Origin of the sequence: Novosphingobium sp. AAP93, assembly GCF_001296055.1 — a bacterium.
GTDB lineage: Bacteria > Pseudomonadota > Alphaproteobacteria > Sphingomonadales > Sphingomonadaceae > Novosphingobium.
In genome coordinates this window covers 153,545-172,185 of sequence record NZ_LJHZ01000019.1, presented here as the reverse complement: position 1 = coordinate 172,185, position 18,641 = coordinate 153,545, and the positions used below count along the sequence as shown (strand labels likewise).

The window sequence follows — 18,641 nt, the reverse complement described above, 5'->3', positions numbered from 1 at the left end:
AAGCGGGGCGGTTTAGGCTAGCCCCGCTCCCTACTTTGCACCTGCGGCCGCCCCCGCGCCGGGCCAAAGCTTCGTATCCGCGAAAAATCGCACAAGTTCGGTCTGGATCAGCACGTCGTCGACCATCCCGCCGTAGATGACGCGGGCCGCCTCGTCGTAGGGCCGGTGATAGATGGTATCCATGAAGGCCTGAAGGCGCGCCGGGTCCGAATAGCTCGTGCTGACCATGACCGCAGGGACATCGTGCTGCATCAGCGCCCAGCTGTCCTGACGGCGCGCAAAGGCATTGGCACTGTCACCAGGCGCGAGTTTGCGCTTCATCGCCTTGAGAACCTTGGCGATACCGGCATCGAGCTCGGTCATGCCCTGCCCGATGACGCTCACGGGAAGGCCAGCTGGGACCAGTCCGGTGCTGTCGACATTGAAGGCAGCGACGATACTCCCCAGCGGAAACGGCGGGTTCTCGGCGAAGGCCATCGCGCCAAGCAGGCCCAGTTCCTCGCCGGTGGTGGCCACAAAGTAGACATCGCGCTCCAGCGGCTTGCCGGATGACAACTGCCGGGCAACTTCGGTGATGACCGACAGCCCGGAAGCATTGTCCACCGCGCCGGGGCAGATCTGCTTCTCGGCAGGCGGCTGGGCGCATTTGCCGAAGTGGTCCCAGTGCGCCATCAGCACGACCGCGCCGGAGCCGGGGCGGCGACCCTCGAGCTTGCCGATCAGATTGTGCGTCTTGATCCGCGTCTCGCGGTTGGTCGCCTCGAACGAGCCGGTGATGCCGAGCGGCTTGGCGCTGAAGCCGGGCACAGCCCCGGCGGTGCGGAGGCTGGCCAGCGTGGGCGCACTGGACGCGGCGAGCAACTGGCTGGCAGCATCGGCGGAGAGGAAAACCTCGAGATCGCCACCCAGCTTCTCGCCCGACAAGGCATAGCCGGCGCGGCGGCGGCGGGCCATCACGTCTTCGAGGCTGCGATCACCGTCGAGCACGGTGAGGACCGCCGCCGCGCCGCTTTCAAGCAACCTGCCCGCGCGGTCCACCGGCCGTGCCGCAGCGCCGCCGGGGCTGGGCTTGGCAGATTCTGGTGGCGGGGCCTCGCTGTCGAGGATCACCGCGACGCGGCCTGCCAGTTCGGTTCGCGCGCCATCCCCGCCGGTTGACTTGCCGACATACACGAGCGGAGCGTTCTCGATCAGGCTGCGCAGGCCCGAGGTGACGACGAACGAACCGCCTTCCGGCACCACGACCCGCCGCTTGCCGTGCATGAACTGTGCGCGCGAGCCTTGCGGCACGCGTTCGACCAGCTCGACAGGGGCGAACCACGCGTTGCCGGGATCGTTGGTGCCCGATTCCAGACCGATATCGAACCATTGGCGCGCAAGGTAGCGCAAGGTCAGCGTCTCGCCGGGCGTACCGGGTTCGCGACCGCCGTATTCGTCGCTGGACAAGGTGGTGACGTGCTGGCGCAGCTGCGCCTCGATCTGTTGCAACTGGCGCTTGGTGGGGGCCGCGGCGGAAGCGGGAAGCGCGCAGGCCGCCATCACGGCAAGGCAAACTCGGGCGAACCGGATGCGCGGCCGAGACCACCGACGGGGAACCGGAGGGAGGATCATGGTAACCGGTTCACTCACAACGACTCATCGCCATCCTCGAACGCCCCGACGCAGTCACCTTGCTGGCAAATGCCACGCCCCCGCGCAAGTTCCGTCTGATGCGGAACGGACGCCGCGGTTGGCTCTTGCAGGTCTGGCCCAGCCTCGGGCAAACCGGCAGCGGGGACAGGAGAACACTGGATGCGGCTCGACGATTTTGACAGTTCGATCAATGTCGAGGACCAGCGCGGCGGCGGCGGCTTTGGCGGACCGGGCGGCAAGATCGGCTGCGGCAGCCTGATCATCGCGCTCGTCGGTGCGCTGGTCTTCGGGATCAACCCGCTGCAGACGCTGGGCGCGCTGCAGAGCATGCAGGGCTCGTCGGCACCGCAGACCCTGCCCGGCCGGCCCGGCAGCCTGGCCGAGAGCTGCTCGGTGAACGCGTTCAGCCGTGAAAGCTGCAATGCGCTCGCCTCGCTCAACAAGACGTGGAGCCCGCTGTTCCAGAAGGCGGGGATCGACTTCCGCGCGCCCAAGCTGGTGTTCTATTCCCGCGAAGGGCAATCGGGCTGCGGCGAGGCGCAGAGCGCGATGGGGCCGTTCTACTGCCCGGCGGACCAGGGCATCTACATCGACACCGATTTCTACACCGAGATGGACAAGCAGCTTGGCGCGGGCGGGGACTTCGCGCGGGCCTATGTGATGGCGCATGAATATGGCCACCATGTGCAGAACCTTGTCGGCACCTCGGAGCAGGTGACCGAGGCGCAGCGGCGCAATCCGCCGATGGCCAACCGGCTCTCGGTCGCACTCGAACTGCAGGCCGATTGCTACGCCGGGGTCTGGGCGGCGCGGAACAAGGACAAGATCGAGGCCGGCGATATCGAGGAAGGCCTGCGCGCCGCGCACCAGATCGGCGACGATACGCTGATGGCCTCGGCCGGGCGGACGCCGGTGGAAGCCGCCTTCACCCATGGCAGCAGCGCCCAGCGCATGGCGTGGTTGCGCAAGGGGCTGGAGACCGGCAACGAGGACGCTTGCGATACGTTCAGCGCACGCTCACGCAGGGGAACCGAATAGTGCTGGCGACATTGTCATGGCTTGGAGGGGAACCCGCATGAACCACTACCGTCTGGCCATAACCTTCCTGATCGGCGCTGCTGCCACTCCGCTTGCGGCGCAAACCGTCGTCGCGCCGCCCAATGTGACGGCGGGCGATGTGGCGACCGCGCCGCTCGATACGCTGAACCTCAAGAAGGACGAAATCCCGCCGATCCTGATCGCGGCGCGGGAAGACACCTATACCGTCAAGGGCATGAAGTCCTGCAAGGCGATCGGGGCCGAGATTGGCGAGCTTGATGCCGTGCTGGGGCCGGACATCGATATCGCCGCCGACAAGACCAAAGCCGAGAAGCGCGGGAACGCGGTGGGCTCGGTCGCGAAGTCCGTGGTCAACAGCTTCATCCCGTTCGGCGGCGTGATCAAGGAAGTGACCGGCGCGGCTGCGCGAGAACGCCAATGGCAGGTGGCGCTCTATGCCGGGGCAAGCCGCCGCGCGTTCCTCAAGGGCTATGGCCAGGCGCGCGGATGCCGCTATCCGGCGCGCGCGGCCACCGCAGCGCAGGCGGCAGCGATGCAGGCGGCAGCGGAGACCGGCAGCACGCCGCCGCCCCCGCCACCCCCGAAGAAGAATTGGAACGCCCGCAGGCGCCGCTAGATCAGTCTGCCCGCTGCTGTGACAGAGCCTGCGCCACGTCGCGTTCGGCCTTGTCGAGCGCGGCGAGCGCCTGGGCGCGGGCCTTGGCCGGCATATCCTTCTCGCGCATGATTTCCTTGCGGGCCTGAGCGATTTCCATGCGGGCCTCGGCGATGGCTTCGCGTGCTTCGGCCATGCTTTCGGCCGCCTCGCGATCGATCTCGGCGCGGTCGACGAGGGGGGCGTCCGGCGGCGTCGGCGCTTCAGGCGGCGCGGGGGGCGCCGGGGGTGCAGGCGGGGCGGGCGGAGCCGGCGGCGCGGGATGGGCCGCATTGCTGCCGTAAGTGCTTTGAGCCGAGGCCGTTCCGGCAAGGGCGAGAAGTGCGGCGCCGGCAATCAGCATGGCGCGGGTCGGCAAAGTGCGAAGGTGCATTCAGGGGATCCTTTCCGTGGGCTGTCCCATAAGATGCACGTGCCCCTTGCCGACGTCGCCGTCAGCCGGGCTTCTGCGAACAGCAGACTGCGTGCAGATCAACGACAGGTGCGGCACCCCGCCGCGCGACGGCTTGGCCCTTGCGAAAAGCGACAAAAGCGACACCGTGTCGCTTTTGAGAAAGTACATCAATATATTGATATCATGATATAACTTTCACAAAAAGCGACACGGCGACAGAATTGGCGTGCACGCTTGGCGGCGATTGATCCGACGATGGCAAAGAGCGTGAAGGCGGGAGCCGCCCTGCGGCGCGGTCATGCCAGAAAAGGCGGATGTAGGAAAATCGCACGGGCCAACGAAGGCTGACAGGCAAGCAGCCGAGTTCGGTTCTACCCGACCGGGTGCTTCGGCTCGACGATCAGGTAGACGCCGGTGGTCGTGCCGATGTTCACCCCCTCGTGCCAGTCAATGCCGTCGCTCCACCAGTTGTCGCCGGCCTTGAGCTCGCGCACGACAGTGCCTTTCGCCGTGGTGATCCGCATGGTCGAGCCTTGCAGGATGTAGCCCCAGTGCGGCGCGTGGAAATGGCGCTCGTGCCCCCAGCCCGGCGGGAACGTGCAGCGCAGGACGCGCATCTGCGCATTGTCCTTGAGCAGTTCGCAGACGTGCTGGCCCTTCCAGCCTGCCTGCAGCGGATCGGGCAAAGTGGCGGCTTCCGGGGCCGCAACGGCAATGGCCGGGCCTGCCACGAGGACAAGCCCGGCCATCATAAGCCGAAACCCGCTGAGTGCGGACACGTTCAGTACACGCGCTTCTTCGGCTTGATGTACTCGACGTCGTCGGTGAGCGTATATTCGTGGACCGGGCGGTAATCGAGCTTCACGCCGCCGCCCTTGCCGCCCCAGCCGTCGAACCAGCTGACGGTGTGCTTCATCCATTCGCCATCGTTGCGATCGGGGAAGTCCTCGTGCGCGTGGGCGCCGCGGCTTTCCTTGCGGTTGAAGGCCGAATGCATCGTGACCGAGGCCTGCGCGATCAGATTGTCGAGCTCGAGCGTCTCGATCAGGTCCGAGTTCCAGATCAGCGAGCGATCCGAAACCTTGATGTCGCCCATGCGCTCATACGTCGCGGCAAGCTTGGTCTTGCCTTCGGCCATGAGCTCGTCGGTGCGGAACACCGCGGCGTGGGCGGACATCGTGCGCTGCATCTCGATGCGCACCTGCGCCGTCGGCGAGCCGCCATTGGCGTGGCGGAACGTGTCGATGCGGGTGAGCGCCATGTCGGCGCTGTCTGCAGGCAGGGCCTTGTGCGCCAAGCCGGGCTTGATGATCTCCTTGAGGCGCAGGCCGGTGGCGCGGCCGAACACGACGAGGTCGATCAGCGAGTTCGAGCCGAGGCGGTTGGCGCCGTGGACCGAGACGCAGGCCGCCTCGCCCACCGCGAAGAGGCCGGGGACGACGGTTTCCGGATTGCCGTCCGGGCCGATCGTCACGACTTCGCCGTGGTAGTTACAGGGGATGCCGCCCATGTTGTAGTGGACGGTGGGCACGACCGGAAGCGGCTGGCGCGTCAGGTCGACACCCGCGAAAATCTTGCCGCTTTCGGTGATGCCCGGAAGGCGCTCGGCCAGCACCTTCGCGTCGATATGGTCGAGGTGGAGGAAGATGTGGTCCTTGTGCGGGCCGACGCCGCGGCCTTCGCGGATTTCGAGCGCCATCGAACGGCTGACGACGTCGCGGCTGGCGAGGTCCTTCGCGGAAGGCGCATAGCGCTCCATGAAGCGCTCGCCTTCGGAGTTGGTGAGGTACCCGCCCTCGCCGCGCGCGCCTTCGGTGATGAGCACGCCTGCGCCGTAGATGCCGGTGGGGTGGAACTGGACGAATTCCATGTCCTGCAGCGGGAGCCCTGCGCGCAGCACCATGCCGCCGCCGTCACCGGTGCAGGTGTGGGCAGAGGTCGCGGTGAAGTAGCAGCGGCCATACCCGCCCGTCGCCAGCACGACGGCATGGCTGCGGAAGCGGTGGATCGAGCCGTCGTCCATGCACATGGCGATCACGCCGCGGCATTCGGGCACGCCGTTCGCGCCGGGCTCCATGATGAGGTCGATCGCGAAGTACTCGATGAAGAAGTCCGCGTCGTACTTCAGGCTCTGCTGGTAGAGCGCGTGGAGCATGGCGTGGCCGGTGCGGTCCGCCGCCGCGCAGGTGCGCTGAACCGGCGGGCCTTCGCCCATGTTCTGCATGTGGCCACCGAACGGACGCTGGTAGATCGTGCCTTCGGCGTTGCGGCTGAAGGGCACGCCCGCGTGCTCGAGTTCGTAGACCGCCGCCGGGGCTTCGCGCACCATGTATTCGATCGCGTCCTGGTCGCCGAGCCAGTCGGAACCCTTGACGGTATCGTACATGTGCCAGGTCCAGTGGTCCGGGCTGTTGTTGCCGAGGCTGGCGGCGATACCGCCCTGCGCCGCCACGGTGTGCGAGCGGGTCGGGAAGACCTTGGTGATGCAGGCGGTGCGCAGGCCCGCCTGGGCCGAACCCATCGTGGCGCGCAGGCCCGAACCGCCGGCGCCGACGACGACGGTGTCATAGGTGTGGTCGATGATCTTGTAGGCAGTGGAAGCCATGGCTCAGACGCCCCCGAGAGCGATGCGCACGACCGAGACGATGCCGAAGGCAGCGCCCGCGAACGGCACGAAATTGACGAACAGCCAGGCGGCGATCTTGCCGCCATCCTCATGGACGTAGTCTTCCAGCATGACCTGGATGCCCAGGCGCGCGTGGTAGAACGTGTTGATCAGGATGAGGATCAGCGCGGTGGCGGGCAGCGGCTTGGCCGCCCAGGCATGCACCGTCGCGTAATCATGCGAGGGCATGAGCGCGAGGCTGATCATCAGGAACGGGATCAGCACGAGATTGCCGACCGCCGTCAGCCGCGAGGACAGGAAGTGACCCGTGCCGTGGTGGCTGGAGCCGAGACCGCGCACGCGGCCGATGGAAGTTCCGTTACCCATGGGATGTCCTTGAGAAAGGTATGGGGTGAAGGGTTCAGCGCAGCAGCACGACTGCCCAGAACAGGCTGGTGGCCGCGACCGAGAACAGGAGCGTCAGCGAGGACCAGCGCGCATTGGCTTCCAGCTCGTAGCCCGCGCCGATATCGAGCACGAAGTGGCGGATGCCGCTCGCCATGTGCTGGAAGAACGCCCAGGTGAGGCCGACGAGGACGACTTTGCCGAGCAGCGCGGTTGCCGTCTGCAAGCCGCCATCGGGGGCGAGCCAGACCCAGTCGAGGAAGGTCTGATAGCTTTCCGGACCACCGGCAATCGCGCCGACCCACCAGAGGAACAGCGCAAGGCCCACAAAGGCCAAGCCTTCGCCCGTGATGCGGTGCAGGATCGAGACCAGCATGGCCGGACCCCAGCGCCAGATTTCGAGATGCGGCGAAAGTGGCCTCTTGCCGGGCGCCTGCGCCATAGAACCCCCTAAATTGATTACCAAAACCTCTCATGCCTGTGGAGCATGAAGCGAGTGCGATTCGTATTAGCCCAAATGGCCGGGTGTGCAACTATCGCGACGGGGCAATTCCCCTGCCCCTGTTGCACGGCCCATATTCGCTGGTAGAGCGCTTGATGATGCAAGCACCTGTCATTTTAGTCACCGGCTCGACCCGGGGCATCGGAGCAGCGCTCGCCGACGCGCTCGGCGCGCGCGGCGCGGCGGTCATTCGCCATGGGCGCAAGGAGGCACCGGGCGTGGTCGGCGCTGATCTGGGCGAGCCGGCCTCGGCGGAAATGCTGTGGGAACAGGCGCTGGAAATGGCGGGCGGGGCAATCGACATCCTCGTCAACAATGCGGGGCTGTTCGCCGCCAATCCCATCGATGCCTCGGACATCGCGTGGCTGGACGGCTGGGAGGAAACGCTGCGGATCAACCTCACCTCCGCCGCGCAGCTTTCGCGGCTGGCGGTGCGGCACTGGCAGGCGCGCGGCGTGGGCGGACGAATTGTCCATGTCGCGAGCCGGGCGGCCTACCGCGGGGATTCGCCCGCGCACTGGCACTATGCGGCGGCCAAGGGCGGGATGATCGCGATGCACAAGACCATCGCGCGGGGGTACGCCGCGCAGGGCATCCTGAGCTTTGCGGTGACGCCGGGCTTCACGAATACCGACATGGCGGGCGATTACCTCGCCAGCCGGGGCGGACCGGGGCTGCTGGCGGACATTCCGCTGGGCCGGGTGGCGAGCCCGGAGGAAATTGCGGCCATCGGCGTGTTCTGCGCGCTCGATGCGCCTGCGAGCATGACGGGAGCGGTGATCGATGCGAATGGAGCGAGCTTTGTTCGCTAGGGCGCTGATGGCGCTTGCCCTGGCAGCAGCACCGGGCCTCGCCTTCGCGCAGGCCGGACCGGACCGCGCGGCCACGCAGGCGGTGGTGAAGCAGTGCGAGGGCAGGGAGGACTTTTCCGCCCCTGCCCCGCCCGCGCGGCTTTATGGCAACACCTGGTATGTCGGAACCTGCACGGTCTCGGTGCTGCTGGTTACCTCGCCGCAGGGGCATGTGCTGGTCGATGCCGCGACCGAGGAGGCCGCTCCCTCGATCCTCGCCAATATCCGCGCGCTGGGGTTCCGGCCGGAGGACGTGCGCTGGATCGTGACGAGCCATGAGCATTTCGACCACGTCGGCGGGCTGGCGGCGCTGGTGAAGGCCACCGGCGCAAAGGTGGCGCTGAGCGCGCCGGCGGCGGCGGTGATTGCCAGTGGCAAGGTCGATCCGGCGGACTCGCAGGCTGCGGTGCTCAAGGATCACGACTTCGCACCGGTCGCGGCGGACCGAATCGTCCAGACCGGCGATGTCGTGCAGGTCGGCCCGCTGCGGCTGACCATGCTGGCGACGCCGGGGCACACCACCGGTTCGAGCAGCTGGTCGTGGCAGAGCTGCGCCGAGCGGCAGTGCCAGACGGTCAGCTACATCGATAGCATTTCCGCGCTTGCGGCCGGACCTTACCGCTTCACCGATCATGCCGACGTTGTCGCCCGGTTCCAGCGCACCTTTTCCGCAATCGCCGCGCTGAACTGCGGCATCCTTGTGACGCCGCATCCCTCGGTGAGCGATCTGTTCGAACGGATGCTGGGCGAGCAGCCGCTCGCCTCGCCGACGGCTTGCCGCGACTACGCCGCCATGGGCCGCCGCAATCTCAATGCGCAGCTGGTGCGGGAAACCGTCAAGTGAGCTGGAAGATCACCGTCCGCGCGCCCGCCCACGTGGTGCGCGCGGCGCTTGTGGCGCATGAGGATGCGCAGGACTGGGATTTCTCCATTGTTCTGGGTGGCGGGCAGACCGATCCGGCGGTGCCTGATGCCTGGCAGCTGGAAGCCTGGCTGGAGCGCAAGCCGATGGCGGCGGACACGGCGGCGATTTCGGCATTGTTCGCCGAGGGCGCACCCAAGCTGATCATCGAGGAACTGGCAGATGCGGACTGGGTGACGTTGAGCCAGCAGAATGTCGAGCCGATCACCGCAGGCCCTTTCCATGTCCGCACGCCGGATCACCGTCCGGCTCCCGGCTTTCGCGATTTCGTGATCCCGGCGAGCCAGGCTTTTGGAACAGGTCATCACGAGACGACTTCGGGATGCCTTGCCATGCTGGGGCATATGAAGGCCAAGGGCCTCGTCGTGCGCAATCTGGCGGATATCGGCACCGGGACCGGGCTGCTGGCGTTCGCCGCGCTCCACCTGTGGCCGCGCGCGCGGGCGACGGCGAGCGATATCGATGCGGTGTGCGGGCCGGTCGTGGCGGGGAATGCGGAGCTTAACGGCATCGCGCTGGGCGACGGGCCGGGCAAGCTGGCCATGGTCATCGCGCCGGGGATGGAGCATCCGCTGCTCCGGGCCGCTGCGCCTTATGACCTGCTGGTCGCCAACATTCTGGCTGGACCGCTCGCAGAATTGTCGCGCGACTTCGGCAAGGCGGTGGCGCCGGGCGGGAGCGTGCTGCTGGCTGGGCTGCTCACCGCGCAGGAGCCGACTGTGCGGGCTGCCTATACCCGCGCCGGCTTCTCTCTGCGCGCGCGGATGCAACGCGGCAACTGGTCGATCCTGTGGCTCAGACGGCGTTCAGGCCGCTGACGAGCAAGTCCAGGGCATTGCGGGTAAAGGCGATCATGTTGGCGAGGCGGTCGTCATGCCCCGTCTCGATCACCAGCGCCGCTTCGTAGTCTGGCCCGACCACGGCCGCCGCACTGGTGCCGGAGGCGACGCCCAGCGGATGCACGCCCGGCCCCGCGGCGCCGGTTTCCGCGACGCCCCAATCGCTTTCATAGCGCGCGCGGATGAGGCGCGCCTGCGCGAGGGCATAGGCTTCGGTGGCGGAAGTAAGCCCGCGCAGCGAGCCAGGCTCGTGCCCCAGCACCATGCGGCGGCCCTTGAGCGTGTAGATCACCCCGCCGCCGCGAAAGTAGGCCGAAGCGCCGGGCATCGCGAGGAGCGCGGCGGAAATGAGCCCGCCGGTCGCGCCATCGACGACAGCAATGGACTGGCCGCGCGTTTTGAGCAGCTTGCCTGCCTCGGTGCCGATGGGGGTGAGATCTTCGAAGGTCATGGAATGGAGTCCCAATCGCGTGTTTTCTTCAGCAGCCAGATCACACGCGGCAATTTCGCGTATCGCCGCTTGAGACGCCGCTCGTCGAGATCGATCCAATTGCACCGCAACATGCGGGCGGCTTCCGCGATCTGCCTCGCCCGATCGGCGTCGTAGGCTTCCTCGCCGCCCCAATGGTTGCAACCGGCGCGCCTCACAAGGAATTCGCGCACCGGGCGCGGGGCTGCCCGCATCTCGCGCCGGACACGGCCCTCATCAGGATAGGCCGACATCATGGTGGCAGCGGCGAGCAGCAGCAACATCGCCTTACCCCGCTGCCTTGACGATTTCGGCCCAGGCCGCCTCGTCGATCACTTCGATGCCAAGCGCGGCGGCCTGTTTGAGCTTGGAACCGGCGCCGGGACCGGCCACGACCAGATCGGTCTTGGCGGATACCGAACCGGCTGCCCGCGCGCCGAGTGCTTCGGCCTGTGCCTTGGCCTCGTCGCGGCTCATTGTCTCGAGCTTGCCGGTGAAGACGACTGTCTTGCCCGCAACGGCGCTGGCTTTCGTCTCGACGATGTAGTCCGGTGGCGAGACTTCGCTCAAGAGGTCGTCCCACACCGCCACGTTGTGCGGCTCGTGGAAGAAGTCGCCCAGCGCCTCGACCACGACGGGGCCGACGCCTTCGATGGAAAGGAGTTCGGCGCGGGCGTGTTCGGTCTCATCGTGCCCCTCCACCACCTTCGGTGGTTCCCCTCCCCGTTCCGGGGAGGAATGGGCGGCTTCTGCTACGGCGCGCAGCGCCGGCAGCGTGGTGAACCGCTTTATCAGGTCGCGCGCTGTCACCGCGCCCACGTGGCGGATGCCGAGCCCGAACAGCAGCCGCGCTGCATCGGGGCTGCGCTTGGCCTCGATCGCTGCCAACAGGTTGTCCACAGACTTGTCCTTCCACCCCTCGCGCCCGACGATCTCGGCACGGCGGCGGTGGAGGCGGAAGATATCGGCAGGGCTTTCCAGCCAGCCGAGGCCGAAAAACTCGACAATCGTCTTCTCGCCCAACCCCTCGATATCGAGCGCGCCGCGGCTGACGAAGTGGCGCAGGCGCTCGACGCGCTGGGCCGGGCAGATCAGGCCGCCGGTGCAGCGCACATCGACTTCGCCTTCTTCGGCGACGGCTTCGGACTGGCATTCCGGGCAGTGATCGGGAAAGTGATAGGCCTCGCGCGGTTCCTCGCGCGTCAGGTTGTCGACGACTTGCGGGATCACATCGCCCGCGCGCTGGAGCACGATGCGGTCGCCCACGCGCAGGCCGAGCCGGGCGATCTCGTCGCGGTTGTGGAGCGTGACATTGGTGACGGTGACGCCGCCCACAAGCACCGGACGCAGACGACCGACGGGAGTGAGCTTGCCGGTACGACCGACCTGAATGTCGATGGCTTCGATCACCGTTTCGGCGCGTTCCGCCGGGAACTTGCGCGCAAGGCCCCAGCGCGGCGCCTTGGCGACGAAGCCCAAGCGCTCCTGCCAGTCGAGCCGGTCGACCTTGTAGACAACGCCGTCGATATCATAGGGCAGCGACGGACGTTGCGCCCCGATGGCCCGGAAGTGCCCGACCATGGCTTCGACCGAGAGACAGCGCACCAGCAGCGGCGAGACGGGCACGCCCCATGCGGCGATCTGCTGCATCACATCGAATTGCGTCGCGCCAGGGACATGGCTCGCCGCGCCCCAGCCATGGGCAAGGAAGCGCAAGGGGCGGCTGGCGGTGACGCTCGCGTCCTTCTGGCGCAGCGATCCGGCGGCGGCATTGCGCGGGTTGGCGAAGAGCCGGTCGCCCTTCTCTTCCTGCGCGGCATTCAGGGCGGCGAAATCAGCCTTGGCCATATAGACCTCGCCGCGGATCTCGAACACGGCGGGGGCATCGCCGCTGAGGGTCTGCGGGATATCGGCGATATGGGCGACATTGGCGGTGACATCCTCGCCCACCTGCCCGTCGCCGCGTGTGGCGGCGCGGACGAGGTGGCCGTTCTCGTAGCGCAGCGAGCAGGAGAGGCCGTCGATCTTGTCCTCGGCGGTCATCGGCACTTCGGCCTCGGGCGGCAAGGCGAGGAAGCGGCGGACGCGGGCGACGAATTCCTCGACTTCCTCGTCCGAGAAGGCGTTGTCGAGGCTCATCATGCGAACCTCGTGGTTGACCTTGCTCAGCGGCGAGGCGGCGACTTCATGGCCCACCTTGCGGCTGGGGCTGTCCGCGCGGATGAGGTGCGGGAACGCCGCTTCGAGCTCCGCATTGCGGCGGACGAGCGCGTCGTACTCGGCGTCGCTGATCTCGGGCGCATCCTGCGCGTGATAGAGCCGGTCATGATGCGCGATCTGCCTCGCTAGGCGCATCAGTTCGTTGGCGGCATCGGCTTCGGAGATATCAGGCATCACTCTGCTCTCCCCAGCACGGTCACCACCAGCGAAATGCGCGCGCGGAAGCCGAGCGTTTCGTAGAGGCGGATCGCGTGGGTGTTGTGGGCGTAGCTGTGCAGGAACGGGGTGTCGCCGCATTCAAGGAAGCCCGCCAGCACGCGCTTGATCATGCGGCCAGCGAGGCCCCTGCCCTGGCGGTCGGGCGCGGTGCAGACGCCGCTCAGTTCGGCGAGGCCCGGCGCGGGGCGCATGCGCTCGCCGGCCATGGCGATGAGGCGGCCTTCTTCGCGCAAACCGTAGTAGGGGCCGTAGCGATGGGTGTGCGAGCGCCAGGGACCGGGCTGGGTTTCCAGCGCGAGCGCGGTCATTTCCGGCGCATCGGCTTCGGTCATGAGGATGAGCTCGGGATCGATCGGGTGCGATTCGAGCTGACCGTCGGCGATCATCTGGAGCAGCGGGGCGGTGCGCAAGGTCCGGGTGCCGGGCGGCGGGGCCTGCTCTTCGGCCTCGACCAGCCAGATCTCGTCGTCGGCGCCGGTGAGAAGGCCGGCAAGTTCGGCTTCATGGCCGGGCGCGGCGGCGGCGAAAGGGCCGTAGGTCGGATCGATGCGGCAGACCGTGCCGGTGGCCACGGCAAGCGAAGCCTGCGGGCCATTGAGCAGGGACCAGATCGGGCGGTCGAGCGGGTGGGAGGTCATGCCTGTTCGAGCAGACGTTCGGCCTGTGCGCGCGCTTCGGGGGTGATCTCGGCGCCGGACAGCATCCGCGCGATTTCCTCCTGCCGCCCCTCGGCATCGAGCTGGACGACCGAAGTGCGCGTGACGGTGCCTTCGGAGGACTTGGCGATGAGGTAATGCGCCGTGCCGCGCGCGGCGACTTGCGGGCTGTGGGTGACGGCGAGAAGCTGGCCGTTCGATGCGAGCCGCGCCAGACGTTCACCGATGGCGCTGGCCACCGCACCGCCGACGCCGCGGTCGATCTCGTCGAAGATCACCGTGGCGGCGCCGCCCTCTTCCGCCAGCGCGACCTTGAGCGCGAGGATGAAGCGCGAGAGTTCCCCGCCCGAGGCGATCTTGGCGAGCGGGGCGAAATCCGCGCCAGGGTTGGTGGAGATGAGGAACTCGGCGGCATCGACGCCTTGCGGGCCCCAGCGATCTTCCGGCAGGCGGACGACGGCGGTGCGGAAGCGGGCGGCATCGAGCTTCAGGGGCGCGAGTTCCGCCGCGACTGCCGCATCGAGCCGCCGCGCTGCTTCGGCGCGCGCGACCGAGAGGCTTTCGGCCTTGGCGCGGTAGTCGAGCCCGGCGTCCTGTGCGGCGCGGGTGAGGCCAGCGATGGCGGCTTCCCCACCTTCGATCTGATCGAGCGCGGCGCGCATTTCCAGCATGCGGGCGGGCAGTTCGTCGACGCTGCAGCCGTGCTTTCGGCCGGCGGCCCGCAGATCGAACAGGCGCGTCTCGATCCGGTCGAGCAGCATGGGATCGTGCGCGAGGGCCTCGGCGGCCTTCTCGAGCTTGTCCTCCGCCTCGCTCGCCTCGATCACGGCGCGGTCAAGCGCTTCCATCGCTTCGGTGAGCAGCGGGTGCTCGTGCGCGATACGGTCGAGCCGGCGCGAGGCGCTGCGCAGCGAGGCAAGCGCGGAATCCGAGCCGGACCAGAGGTGCTGGAGTTCAGCCAGATCTCCCGAAAGGCGCTCGCCCTTCTGCATGCCCGCGCGCTGCTGCGCCAGTTCCGCTTCCTCGCCCACTTCCGGCGCGAGCAAGGTGAGTTCGGCGAGATGCGCGACGAGGAGGTCCTGTTCGGCCGAGGCGGCGGCGAGACGTGCCTCGGCTTCGGCAAGCGCGTTTTCCGCAGCGCGCCACTTGTCCCATGCAGCGGTGACGTCCGCCACGTCGGCGCGGGCATAGCGGTCGAGCAGGGAACGGTGGCCGCGCGCGTTGACGAGGCCGCGGTCATCGTGCTGGCCGTGGAGTTCGACGAGACTGCGCGCGAGCTCGCGCAGCAGGGCGACGCTGACTGGCTGATCGTTGACGAAAGCCCGGCTGCCCACCGCATTGCCGCCTTCGGCCCGCAGGCGGCGGCGGATGATGAGCGGCTCGCCCGGCTCCACCGCGATCTCGGCATCGGCCAGCGCAGTGCGCAGCGCATCGGGCAGTGCGGCGAACTCGAACGTCGCCGTGACGCTTGCCTCATCGGTGCCGGCGCGGATCAGGCCGCCGTCGGCGCGGTCGCCCAGCACGAGGCCGAGCGAATCCAGCAGGATCGACTTGCCCGCCCCAGTCTCGCCGGTGAGCACGCCGAGCCCGCGCCCGAACGCAAGGTCGAGCGCTTCGATCAGGACCACATTGCGAATGGAAAGCCCGGTAAGCATCGTCAGCGATCCTTACCCAGTCCGCCGCGCCGCGTCACCATGCTCGCAAAGAGAACGCACGATGTTGGCAAACTTGTGGATAAGCCCGGGAAACAGGCCCCTGCGTGACATTGGTGTGACAGAGTGCAACGTGAGCGACACGGGATTGTGACAGGGATTCGGCTCAGTTAGCAAACTGATAGGGATTTCGGGATGACACGCCGCGCACAGGCCTGGGGAATGTCCTCCCCGGCGACCGAACTTGCCAAGTCCATTCCTGCCTGGCTCGATCTGCCCGAGCCGCGCGGTTTCCGGCCCAAGCGCAAGGTGCGCACGGTCTGGGTTTCGGACATCCACCTCGGCACGCGCGGCTGCAATGCCGACATGCTGCTCGATTTCCTCGCCTCGATCGAGTGCGAGACGCTCTATCTGGTCGGCGACATCGTCGACGGCTGGCGGCTTTCGCGCGGGTGGTACTGGCCCGATGCGCACAACGAAGTGGTGCGCCGCGTGCTCAAGATGGCGCACCGCGGCACGCGCGTGGTGCTGATCGCGGGCAACCATGACGAGATGCTGCGGCCCTATGCGGGCATGAGCTTCGGCGGGGTGGAGATCGCGCTGGAGGCGGTGCACACGACCGCCGACGGCCGCCGCCTGCTCGTGACGCACGGCGACAAGTTCGACGGCGTGGTGCTCTATGCGCGCTGGCTCGCCTTCCTCGGCGACCAGGCCTACGCCTTCCTGCTGCGCGCCAACCGCTGGTTCAACAAAGTCCGTCGCTGGTTCAAGCTGCCCTACTGGTCGCTCTCCGCCTACCTCAAGAAGCGGGTGAAGAACGCGGTGCAGTTCGTCTGCGCGTTCGAGGAAGCGGTGGCCCACGCGGCGCGCGACATGGACGTCGACGGGGTGGTCTGCGGACACATCCACTGCGCGGAAATCCGCCAGATCGGCGAGGTGACCTACTACAACGACGGCGACTGGGTCGAAAGCTGCACCGCGCTGGTCGAGGACCATGCAGGCGCGATCAGCATCGTCGACTGGGCGGCGATCTGCTTCGAGGAAGCCTTCGCCAAGACCGCCAAGGACAGCGCCGCCGAAGCTTCGCGGATCAAGGAAGAGGCATGAAGATTGCGCTGTGCACCGATGCCTGGCATCCGCAGGTCAACGGTGTCGTCCGGACGCTGGCCACCACCATCGAACATGTGACCGCGCGCGGCCATGAGGTGATGCTGGTCACGCCGAACCAGTTCTTCACCTTCGGCCTGCCGGGCTACAAGGAAATCCGCCTCGCCATGTTGCCGCGCTTCCGCACCCGGCGGATGCTGCGCGATTTCGATCCGGACATCGTCCACATCGCCACCGAAGGCCCGATCGGCTGGGCGGCGCGCGGCTGGTGCAAGGCGAACGGCGTGCCGTTCACCAGCGCCTTCCACACCCGCTTCCCCGAATATGCGGCGGTGCGTACCGGCCTCAGCCCGGACCGCTTCTGGCCGATCATGCGGCGTTTCCATTCCTCGAGCCACGCGGTGCTGGCCTCGACCCAGACCTTGCTGACCGAACTGGCCGGGCACGGCCTGACCCAGGCAAGGCTGTGGTCGCGCGGAATCGATGCAAGCCTGTTCCATCCGCAGCATGCGCCGCTCGATGTGCTCGCCGATCTGCCGCGCCCGATCCTGCTCAATGTCGGCCGCGTCGCGGTCGAGAAGAACCTCGGCGCGTTCCTCGATGCCGATGTGCCCGGCACCAAGGTCATCGTTGGCAACGGCCCCGACCTCGCGCAGCTGCGCGCGCGCTACCCCGATGCGAAGTTCCTCGGCGCGCTTTCCGGCGCGCCGCTGGCGCAGGCCTATTGCTCGGCGGACGTCTTCGTTTTCCCGAGCCGGACCGACACCTTCGGCCTCGTGATGATCGAGGCGATGGCCTGCGGGCTGCCGGTTGCCGCCTATCCGGTGCCCGGCCCCATCGACGTGGTCGGCCCCGGCGGCCTTGGGCCGGACGGCAGTCTGGCCGAACCGGTCGGCGCGCTGGACGAGGATCTGGCGAAGGCGATCTCTGCCGCGCTCACCTGCAACCGCGAGGCGGCTGCGGCTTACGGCGGCAGCTACAGCTGGGAATGCGCGACCGATCAGTTCCTCGGTGCGCTGGGCAGCGCCGCCCGAAATCGTACCGCGAGCAAGGCGGCCTGATCAGGCCCGCGTTGGAGCCGGGGCTCAGCTGGCGGTCGTGCCGGGCGCCTTCTTGTTCATCAGGCTGTAGGCGCGCTCGTACCACTCGTTGCCGGGATAGTTCGCGCCGAGCACGGCGGCGGACTTCTGCGCCTGCTCTGGCAGGCCAAGCACGAGATAGCTTTCGACGAGGCGGTAGAGCGCCTCGGGCGTGTGGCTGGTCGACTGATACTTGTCGATCACCGTGCGGAAGCGGAGCGCGGAGGCGAGCCACTTGCCGCTGCGCTGGTAGAAGCGGCCGATCTCCATTTCCTTGCCGGCAAGGTGATCGTTGACGAGATCGAGCTTGAGCCGCGCGTCGATGGCGTAAGTCGTGTTGGGATAGCGTCGGATCACTTCGGTCAGCGCGGTGAGCGCCTGCTGGGTGATCTTCTGGTCGCGCGTCACGTCGCTGATCTGCTCGTAATAGCACAGCGCGACGAGGTAGTAGGCGTAAGGCGCGTCCTTGTTGCCCGGATGGATCGACAGGAAGCGCTGCGCCGACTGCACCGACTTCGCATAATCGCGCGCGGCATAGTAGCTGAACGCGCTCATCAGCTGCGCACGGCGAGCCCAGGGCGAATAGGGGTGCTGGCGTTCGACTTCATCGAACAGCGCGGCGGACTGCTTCGCGTCACCCTTGTCCAGTCGGTCCTTGGCGGCGGCGTAGAGCGTATCGACGTCGCGCGCGACATAGGCCACGTCCTTCTTGGCCTTGGTACCGGCGCAGCCTGCGGTCAGTCCGAGCAAGGCGGTGGCGGAGGCTAGTGCGAGAAGGCGCAAAGGGCTGCGACCAGTGACAGGCGGGATCATGCCGGGTGCTATAGCCAGCAGGCGAATGAACGCCAAGTGAAGTTCGCAGCTTTTGCCGGACCTATTGCGCAGCTTCTGTGGGGGCTTCCTCGAACGGCGGTTCGAGCGTGATCGGATCGGCGAGCGTGATGCGGTCGAGCATCGCCGCCATCTCGTCGCGCAGCTGGAGCATCAGGCCGCGCAGGCGGCATTCGGCTTCAGGCAGGCAGTTGTTGCACGTCTCGTGCGCGTTGCGGCTGGCGCAAGGCGTGAGCGCGAGGCTGCCGCGGGTGAGCCGGATGATATCGCCATAGCGGATGTCGACGGGCGGAAGCGCGAGTTCATAGCCCCCTTCCCGCCCGCGGTGCGAAATCACGATGCCCTCGCGCGCCATTTCCGAGAGGATGACGGTGAGGAACTTGCGCGGGATGTTCTGCGCTTCGGCAATCGCGTCGAGCCGCACCGGACCGTGCCCCTGCCCGAAGGTATCGGCAAGGTGCTGGAGAGCGCGGATCGTGTATCGCGTCTTCTGCGAAAGCATGTCCCCAATTTGGCCGGGGACTGCCGAATGTCAACGCCGGGA

20 protein-coding genes are annotated in these 18,641 nt (G+C 67.4%); 7 read left to right on the top strand and 13 right to left on the bottom strand.

From position 1 onward, the window contains the following. Nucleotides 1-30: 30 nt before the first annotated feature. Nucleotides 31-1,539 carry a M28 family metallopeptidase gene (locus IP83_RS04595; protein WP_054121028.1) on the bottom strand — a complete coding sequence of 503 codons (1,509 nt, stop codon included), beginning with the start codon at nucleotides 1,537-1,539 and terminating at the stop codon, nucleotides 31-33. A gap of 252 nt (nucleotides 1,540-1,791) precedes the next feature. Between IP83_RS04595 and IP83_RS04590 the strand changes: the two genes are divergently transcribed. Together IP83_RS04590 and IP83_RS04585 are read left to right on the top strand one after the other, a co-directional pair. Continuing rightward, the gene (locus tag IP83_RS04590) at nucleotides 1,792-2,670 is read left to right on the top strand and encodes a neutral zinc metallopeptidase (RefSeq protein WP_054121027.1); all 879 of its coding nucleotides are present in this window, start codon (nucleotides 1,792-1,794) and stop codon (nucleotides 2,668-2,670) included. Between the two features lie 37 nt (nucleotides 2,671-2,707). Next, nucleotides 2,708-3,307 (top strand): hypothetical protein, encoded by a 600-nt coding sequence (locus IP83_RS04585; RefSeq protein ID WP_054121026.1) that lies wholly within the window; start codon nucleotides 2,708-2,710, stop codon nucleotides 3,305-3,307. Nucleotide 3,308: 1 nt separating this feature from the next. Here IP83_RS04585 and IP83_RS04580 read toward each other — a convergent pair whose 3' ends face one another. From IP83_RS04580 to sdhC, 5 genes are all read right to left on the bottom strand, one after another. Further along, nucleotides 3,309-3,719: a hypothetical protein gene (locus IP83_RS04580; protein WP_156309578.1), complete on the bottom strand. Its 411-nt coding sequence runs from the start codon at nucleotides 3,717-3,719 to the stop codon at nucleotides 3,309-3,311. Nucleotides 3,720-4,111: 392 nt separating this feature from the next. Then, a complete protein-coding gene (locus IP83_RS04570; protein ID WP_197274276.1) occupies nucleotides 4,112-4,489 on the bottom strand; it encodes a cupin domain-containing protein in 378 nt (125 codons plus the stop codon). A 32-nt stretch (nucleotides 4,490-4,521) separates the two neighbouring features. After that, nucleotides 4,522-6,345 (bottom strand): succinate dehydrogenase flavoprotein subunit, encoded by a 1,824-nt coding sequence (sdhA, locus tag IP83_RS04565; RefSeq protein ID WP_054121022.1) that lies wholly within the window; start codon nucleotides 6,343-6,345, stop codon nucleotides 4,522-4,524. A gap of 3 nt (nucleotides 6,346-6,348) precedes the next feature. Continuing rightward, complete coding sequence (sdhD, locus tag IP83_RS04560; RefSeq protein WP_054121021.1) at nucleotides 6,349-6,732, bottom strand: succinate dehydrogenase, hydrophobic membrane anchor protein; 384 nt, start codon at nucleotides 6,730-6,732, stop codon at nucleotides 6,349-6,351. A 34-nt stretch (nucleotides 6,733-6,766) separates the two neighbouring features. Beyond that, nucleotides 6,767-7,192, bottom strand: coding sequence for a succinate dehydrogenase, cytochrome b556 subunit (sdhC, locus tag IP83_RS04555; RefSeq protein ID WP_054121020.1), 426 nt, complete (start codon nucleotides 7,190-7,192; stop codon nucleotides 6,767-6,769). A 158-nt stretch (nucleotides 7,193-7,350) separates the two neighbouring features. Between sdhC and IP83_RS04550 the strand changes: the two genes are divergently transcribed. From IP83_RS04550 to IP83_RS04540, 3 genes are read left to right on the top strand one after another with little or no spacing between them, the layout of a single operon-like run. Next, nucleotides 7,351-8,064: an SDR family NAD(P)-dependent oxidoreductase gene (locus tag IP83_RS04550; RefSeq protein WP_054121054.1), complete on the top strand. Its 714-nt coding sequence runs from the start codon at nucleotides 7,351-7,353 to the stop codon at nucleotides 8,062-8,064. A 7-nt stretch (nucleotides 8,065-8,071) separates the two neighbouring features. Beyond that, entirely contained in the window at nucleotides 8,072-8,947 is an 876-nt protein-coding gene (gene bla / locus IP83_RS04545) for a subclass B3 metallo-beta-lactamase (protein ID WP_231624902.1), read from the top strand. After that, a complete protein-coding gene (locus IP83_RS04540; protein ID WP_054121018.1) occupies nucleotides 8,944-9,843 on the top strand; it encodes a 50S ribosomal protein L11 methyltransferase in 900 nt (299 codons plus the stop codon). The genes bla and IP83_RS04540 overlap by 4 nt, the downstream gene beginning before the upstream one ends. Here IP83_RS04540 and IP83_RS04535 read toward each other — a convergent pair. From IP83_RS04535 to recN, 5 genes are read right to left on the bottom strand one after another with little or no spacing between them, the layout of a single operon-like run. Beyond that, nucleotides 9,821-10,315 (bottom strand): CinA family protein, encoded by a 495-nt coding sequence (locus IP83_RS04535; protein WP_054121017.1) that lies wholly within the window; start codon nucleotides 10,313-10,315, stop codon nucleotides 9,821-9,823. The genes IP83_RS04540 and IP83_RS04535 overlap by 23 nt on opposite strands. After that, nucleotides 10,312-10,617, bottom strand: coding sequence for a hypothetical protein (locus tag IP83_RS04530; RefSeq protein ID WP_054121016.1), 306 nt, complete (start codon nucleotides 10,615-10,617; stop codon nucleotides 10,312-10,314). Before IP83_RS04530 ends, IP83_RS04535 begins: the two co-directional genes overlap by 4 nt. A 4-nt stretch (nucleotides 10,618-10,621) precedes the next feature. Beyond that, a complete protein-coding gene (ligA, locus tag IP83_RS04525) occupies nucleotides 10,622-12,727 on the bottom strand; it encodes an NAD-dependent DNA ligase LigA (RefSeq protein ID WP_054121015.1) in 2,106 nt (701 codons plus the stop codon). Further along, nucleotides 12,727-13,410 carry a GNAT family N-acetyltransferase gene (locus IP83_RS04520; RefSeq protein ID WP_054121014.1) on the bottom strand — a complete coding sequence of 228 codons (684 nt, stop codon included), beginning with the start codon at nucleotides 13,408-13,410 and terminating at the stop codon, nucleotides 12,727-12,729. Before IP83_RS04520 ends, ligA begins: the two co-directional genes overlap by 1 nt. Next, nucleotides 13,407-15,083 carry a DNA repair protein RecN gene (recN, locus tag IP83_RS04515; RefSeq protein WP_054121013.1) on the bottom strand — a complete coding sequence of 559 codons (1,677 nt, stop codon included), beginning with the start codon at nucleotides 15,081-15,083 and terminating at the stop codon, nucleotides 13,407-13,409. Before recN ends, IP83_RS04520 begins: the two co-directional genes overlap by 4 nt. Before the next feature lie 219 nt (nucleotides 15,084-15,302). On the opposite strand from recN, the gene IP83_RS04510 reads away from it, so the two are divergent. Together IP83_RS04510 and IP83_RS04505 are read left to right on the top strand one after the other, a co-directional pair. Beyond that, the gene (locus IP83_RS04510) at nucleotides 15,303-16,187 is read left to right on the top strand and encodes a UDP-2,3-diacylglucosamine diphosphatase (RefSeq protein ID WP_054121012.1); all 885 of its coding nucleotides are present in this window, start codon (nucleotides 15,303-15,305) and stop codon (nucleotides 16,185-16,187) included. After that, complete coding sequence (locus IP83_RS04505; protein ID WP_054121011.1) at nucleotides 16,184-17,248, top strand: glycosyltransferase family 1 protein; 1,065 nt, start codon at nucleotides 16,184-16,186, stop codon at nucleotides 17,246-17,248. Before IP83_RS04510 ends, IP83_RS04505 begins: the two co-directional genes overlap by 4 nt. Before the next feature lie 24 nt (nucleotides 17,249-17,272). On the opposite strand, the gene IP83_RS04500 is transcribed toward IP83_RS04505, so the two are convergent. Further along, a complete protein-coding gene (locus tag IP83_RS04500; RefSeq protein WP_054121010.1) occupies nucleotides 17,273-18,079 on the bottom strand; it encodes an outer membrane protein assembly factor BamD in 807 nt (268 codons plus the stop codon). 61 nt (nucleotides 18,080-18,140) lie between these two features. Beyond that, on the bottom strand, nucleotides 18,141-18,599 hold the full coding sequence (locus IP83_RS04495; RefSeq protein ID WP_054121009.1) for an Rrf2 family transcriptional regulator: 459 nt from the start codon (nucleotides 18,597-18,599) through the stop codon (nucleotides 18,141-18,143). Nucleotides 18,600-18,641: the final 42 nt, after the last annotated feature.

What these genes read in the sequence shown, in the direction of transcription:
- IP83_RS04595 (WP_054121028.1), bottom strand. Translation starts at nt 1,539, where the DNA reads ATGGCGGCCTGCGCGCTTCCCGCTTCCGCCGCGGCCCCCACCAAGCGC.
- IP83_RS04590 (WP_054121027.1), top strand. Translation starts at nt 1,792, where the DNA reads ATGCGGCTCGACGATTTTGACAGTTCGATCAATGTCGAGGACCAGCGC.
- IP83_RS04585 (WP_054121026.1), top strand. Translation starts at nt 2,708, where the DNA reads ATGAACCACTACCGTCTGGCCATAACCTTCCTGATCGGCGCTGCTGCC.
- IP83_RS04580 (WP_156309578.1), bottom strand. Translation starts at nt 3,719, where the DNA reads ATGCACCTTCGCACTTTGCCGACCCGCGCCATGCTGATTGCCGGCGCC.
- IP83_RS04570 (WP_197274276.1), bottom strand. Translation starts at nt 4,489, where the DNA reads ATGGCCGGGCTTGTCCTCGTGGCAGGCCCGGCCATTGCCGTTGCGGCC.
- sdhA (WP_054121022.1), bottom strand. Translation starts at nt 6,345, where the DNA reads ATGGCTTCCACTGCCTACAAGATCATCGACCACACCTATGACACCGTC.
- sdhD (WP_054121021.1), bottom strand. Translation starts at nt 6,732, where the DNA reads ATGGGTAACGGAACTTCCATCGGCCGCGTGCGCGGTCTCGGCTCCAGC.
- sdhC (WP_054121020.1), bottom strand. Translation starts at nt 7,192, where the DNA reads ATGGCGCAGGCGCCCGGCAAGAGGCCACTTTCGCCGCATCTCGAAATC.
- IP83_RS04550 (WP_054121054.1), top strand. Translation starts at nt 7,351, where the DNA reads ATGCAAGCACCTGTCATTTTAGTCACCGGCTCGACCCGGGGCATCGGA.
- bla (WP_231624902.1), top strand. Translation starts at nt 8,072, where the DNA reads ATGGCGCTTGCCCTGGCAGCAGCACCGGGCCTCGCCTTCGCGCAGGCC.
- IP83_RS04535 (WP_054121017.1), bottom strand. Translation starts at nt 10,315, where the DNA reads ATGACCTTCGAAGATCTCACCCCCATCGGCACCGAGGCAGGCAAGCTG.
- IP83_RS04530 (WP_054121016.1), bottom strand. Translation starts at nt 10,617, where the DNA reads ATGTTGCTGCTGCTCGCCGCTGCCACCATGATGTCGGCCTATCCTGAT.
- ligA (WP_054121015.1), bottom strand. Translation starts at nt 12,727, where the DNA reads ATGCCTGATATCTCCGAAGCCGATGCCGCCAACGAACTGATGCGCCTA.
- IP83_RS04520 (WP_054121014.1), bottom strand. Translation starts at nt 13,410, where the DNA reads ATGACCTCCCACCCGCTCGACCGCCCGATCTGGTCCCTGCTCAATGGC.
- recN (WP_054121013.1), bottom strand. Translation starts at nt 15,083, where the DNA reads ATGCTTACCGGGCTTTCCATTCGCAATGTGGTCCTGATCGAAGCGCTC.
- IP83_RS04510 (WP_054121012.1), top strand. Translation starts at nt 15,303, where the DNA reads ATGTCCTCCCCGGCGACCGAACTTGCCAAGTCCATTCCTGCCTGGCTC.
- IP83_RS04505 (WP_054121011.1), top strand. Translation starts at nt 16,184, where the DNA reads ATGAAGATTGCGCTGTGCACCGATGCCTGGCATCCGCAGGTCAACGGT.
- IP83_RS04500 (WP_054121010.1), bottom strand. Translation starts at nt 18,079, where the DNA reads ATGATCCCGCCTGTCACTGGTCGCAGCCCTTTGCGCCTTCTCGCACTA.
- IP83_RS04495 (WP_054121009.1), bottom strand. Translation starts at nt 18,599, where the DNA reads ATGCTTTCGCAGAAGACGCGATACACGATCCGCGCTCTCCAGCACCTT.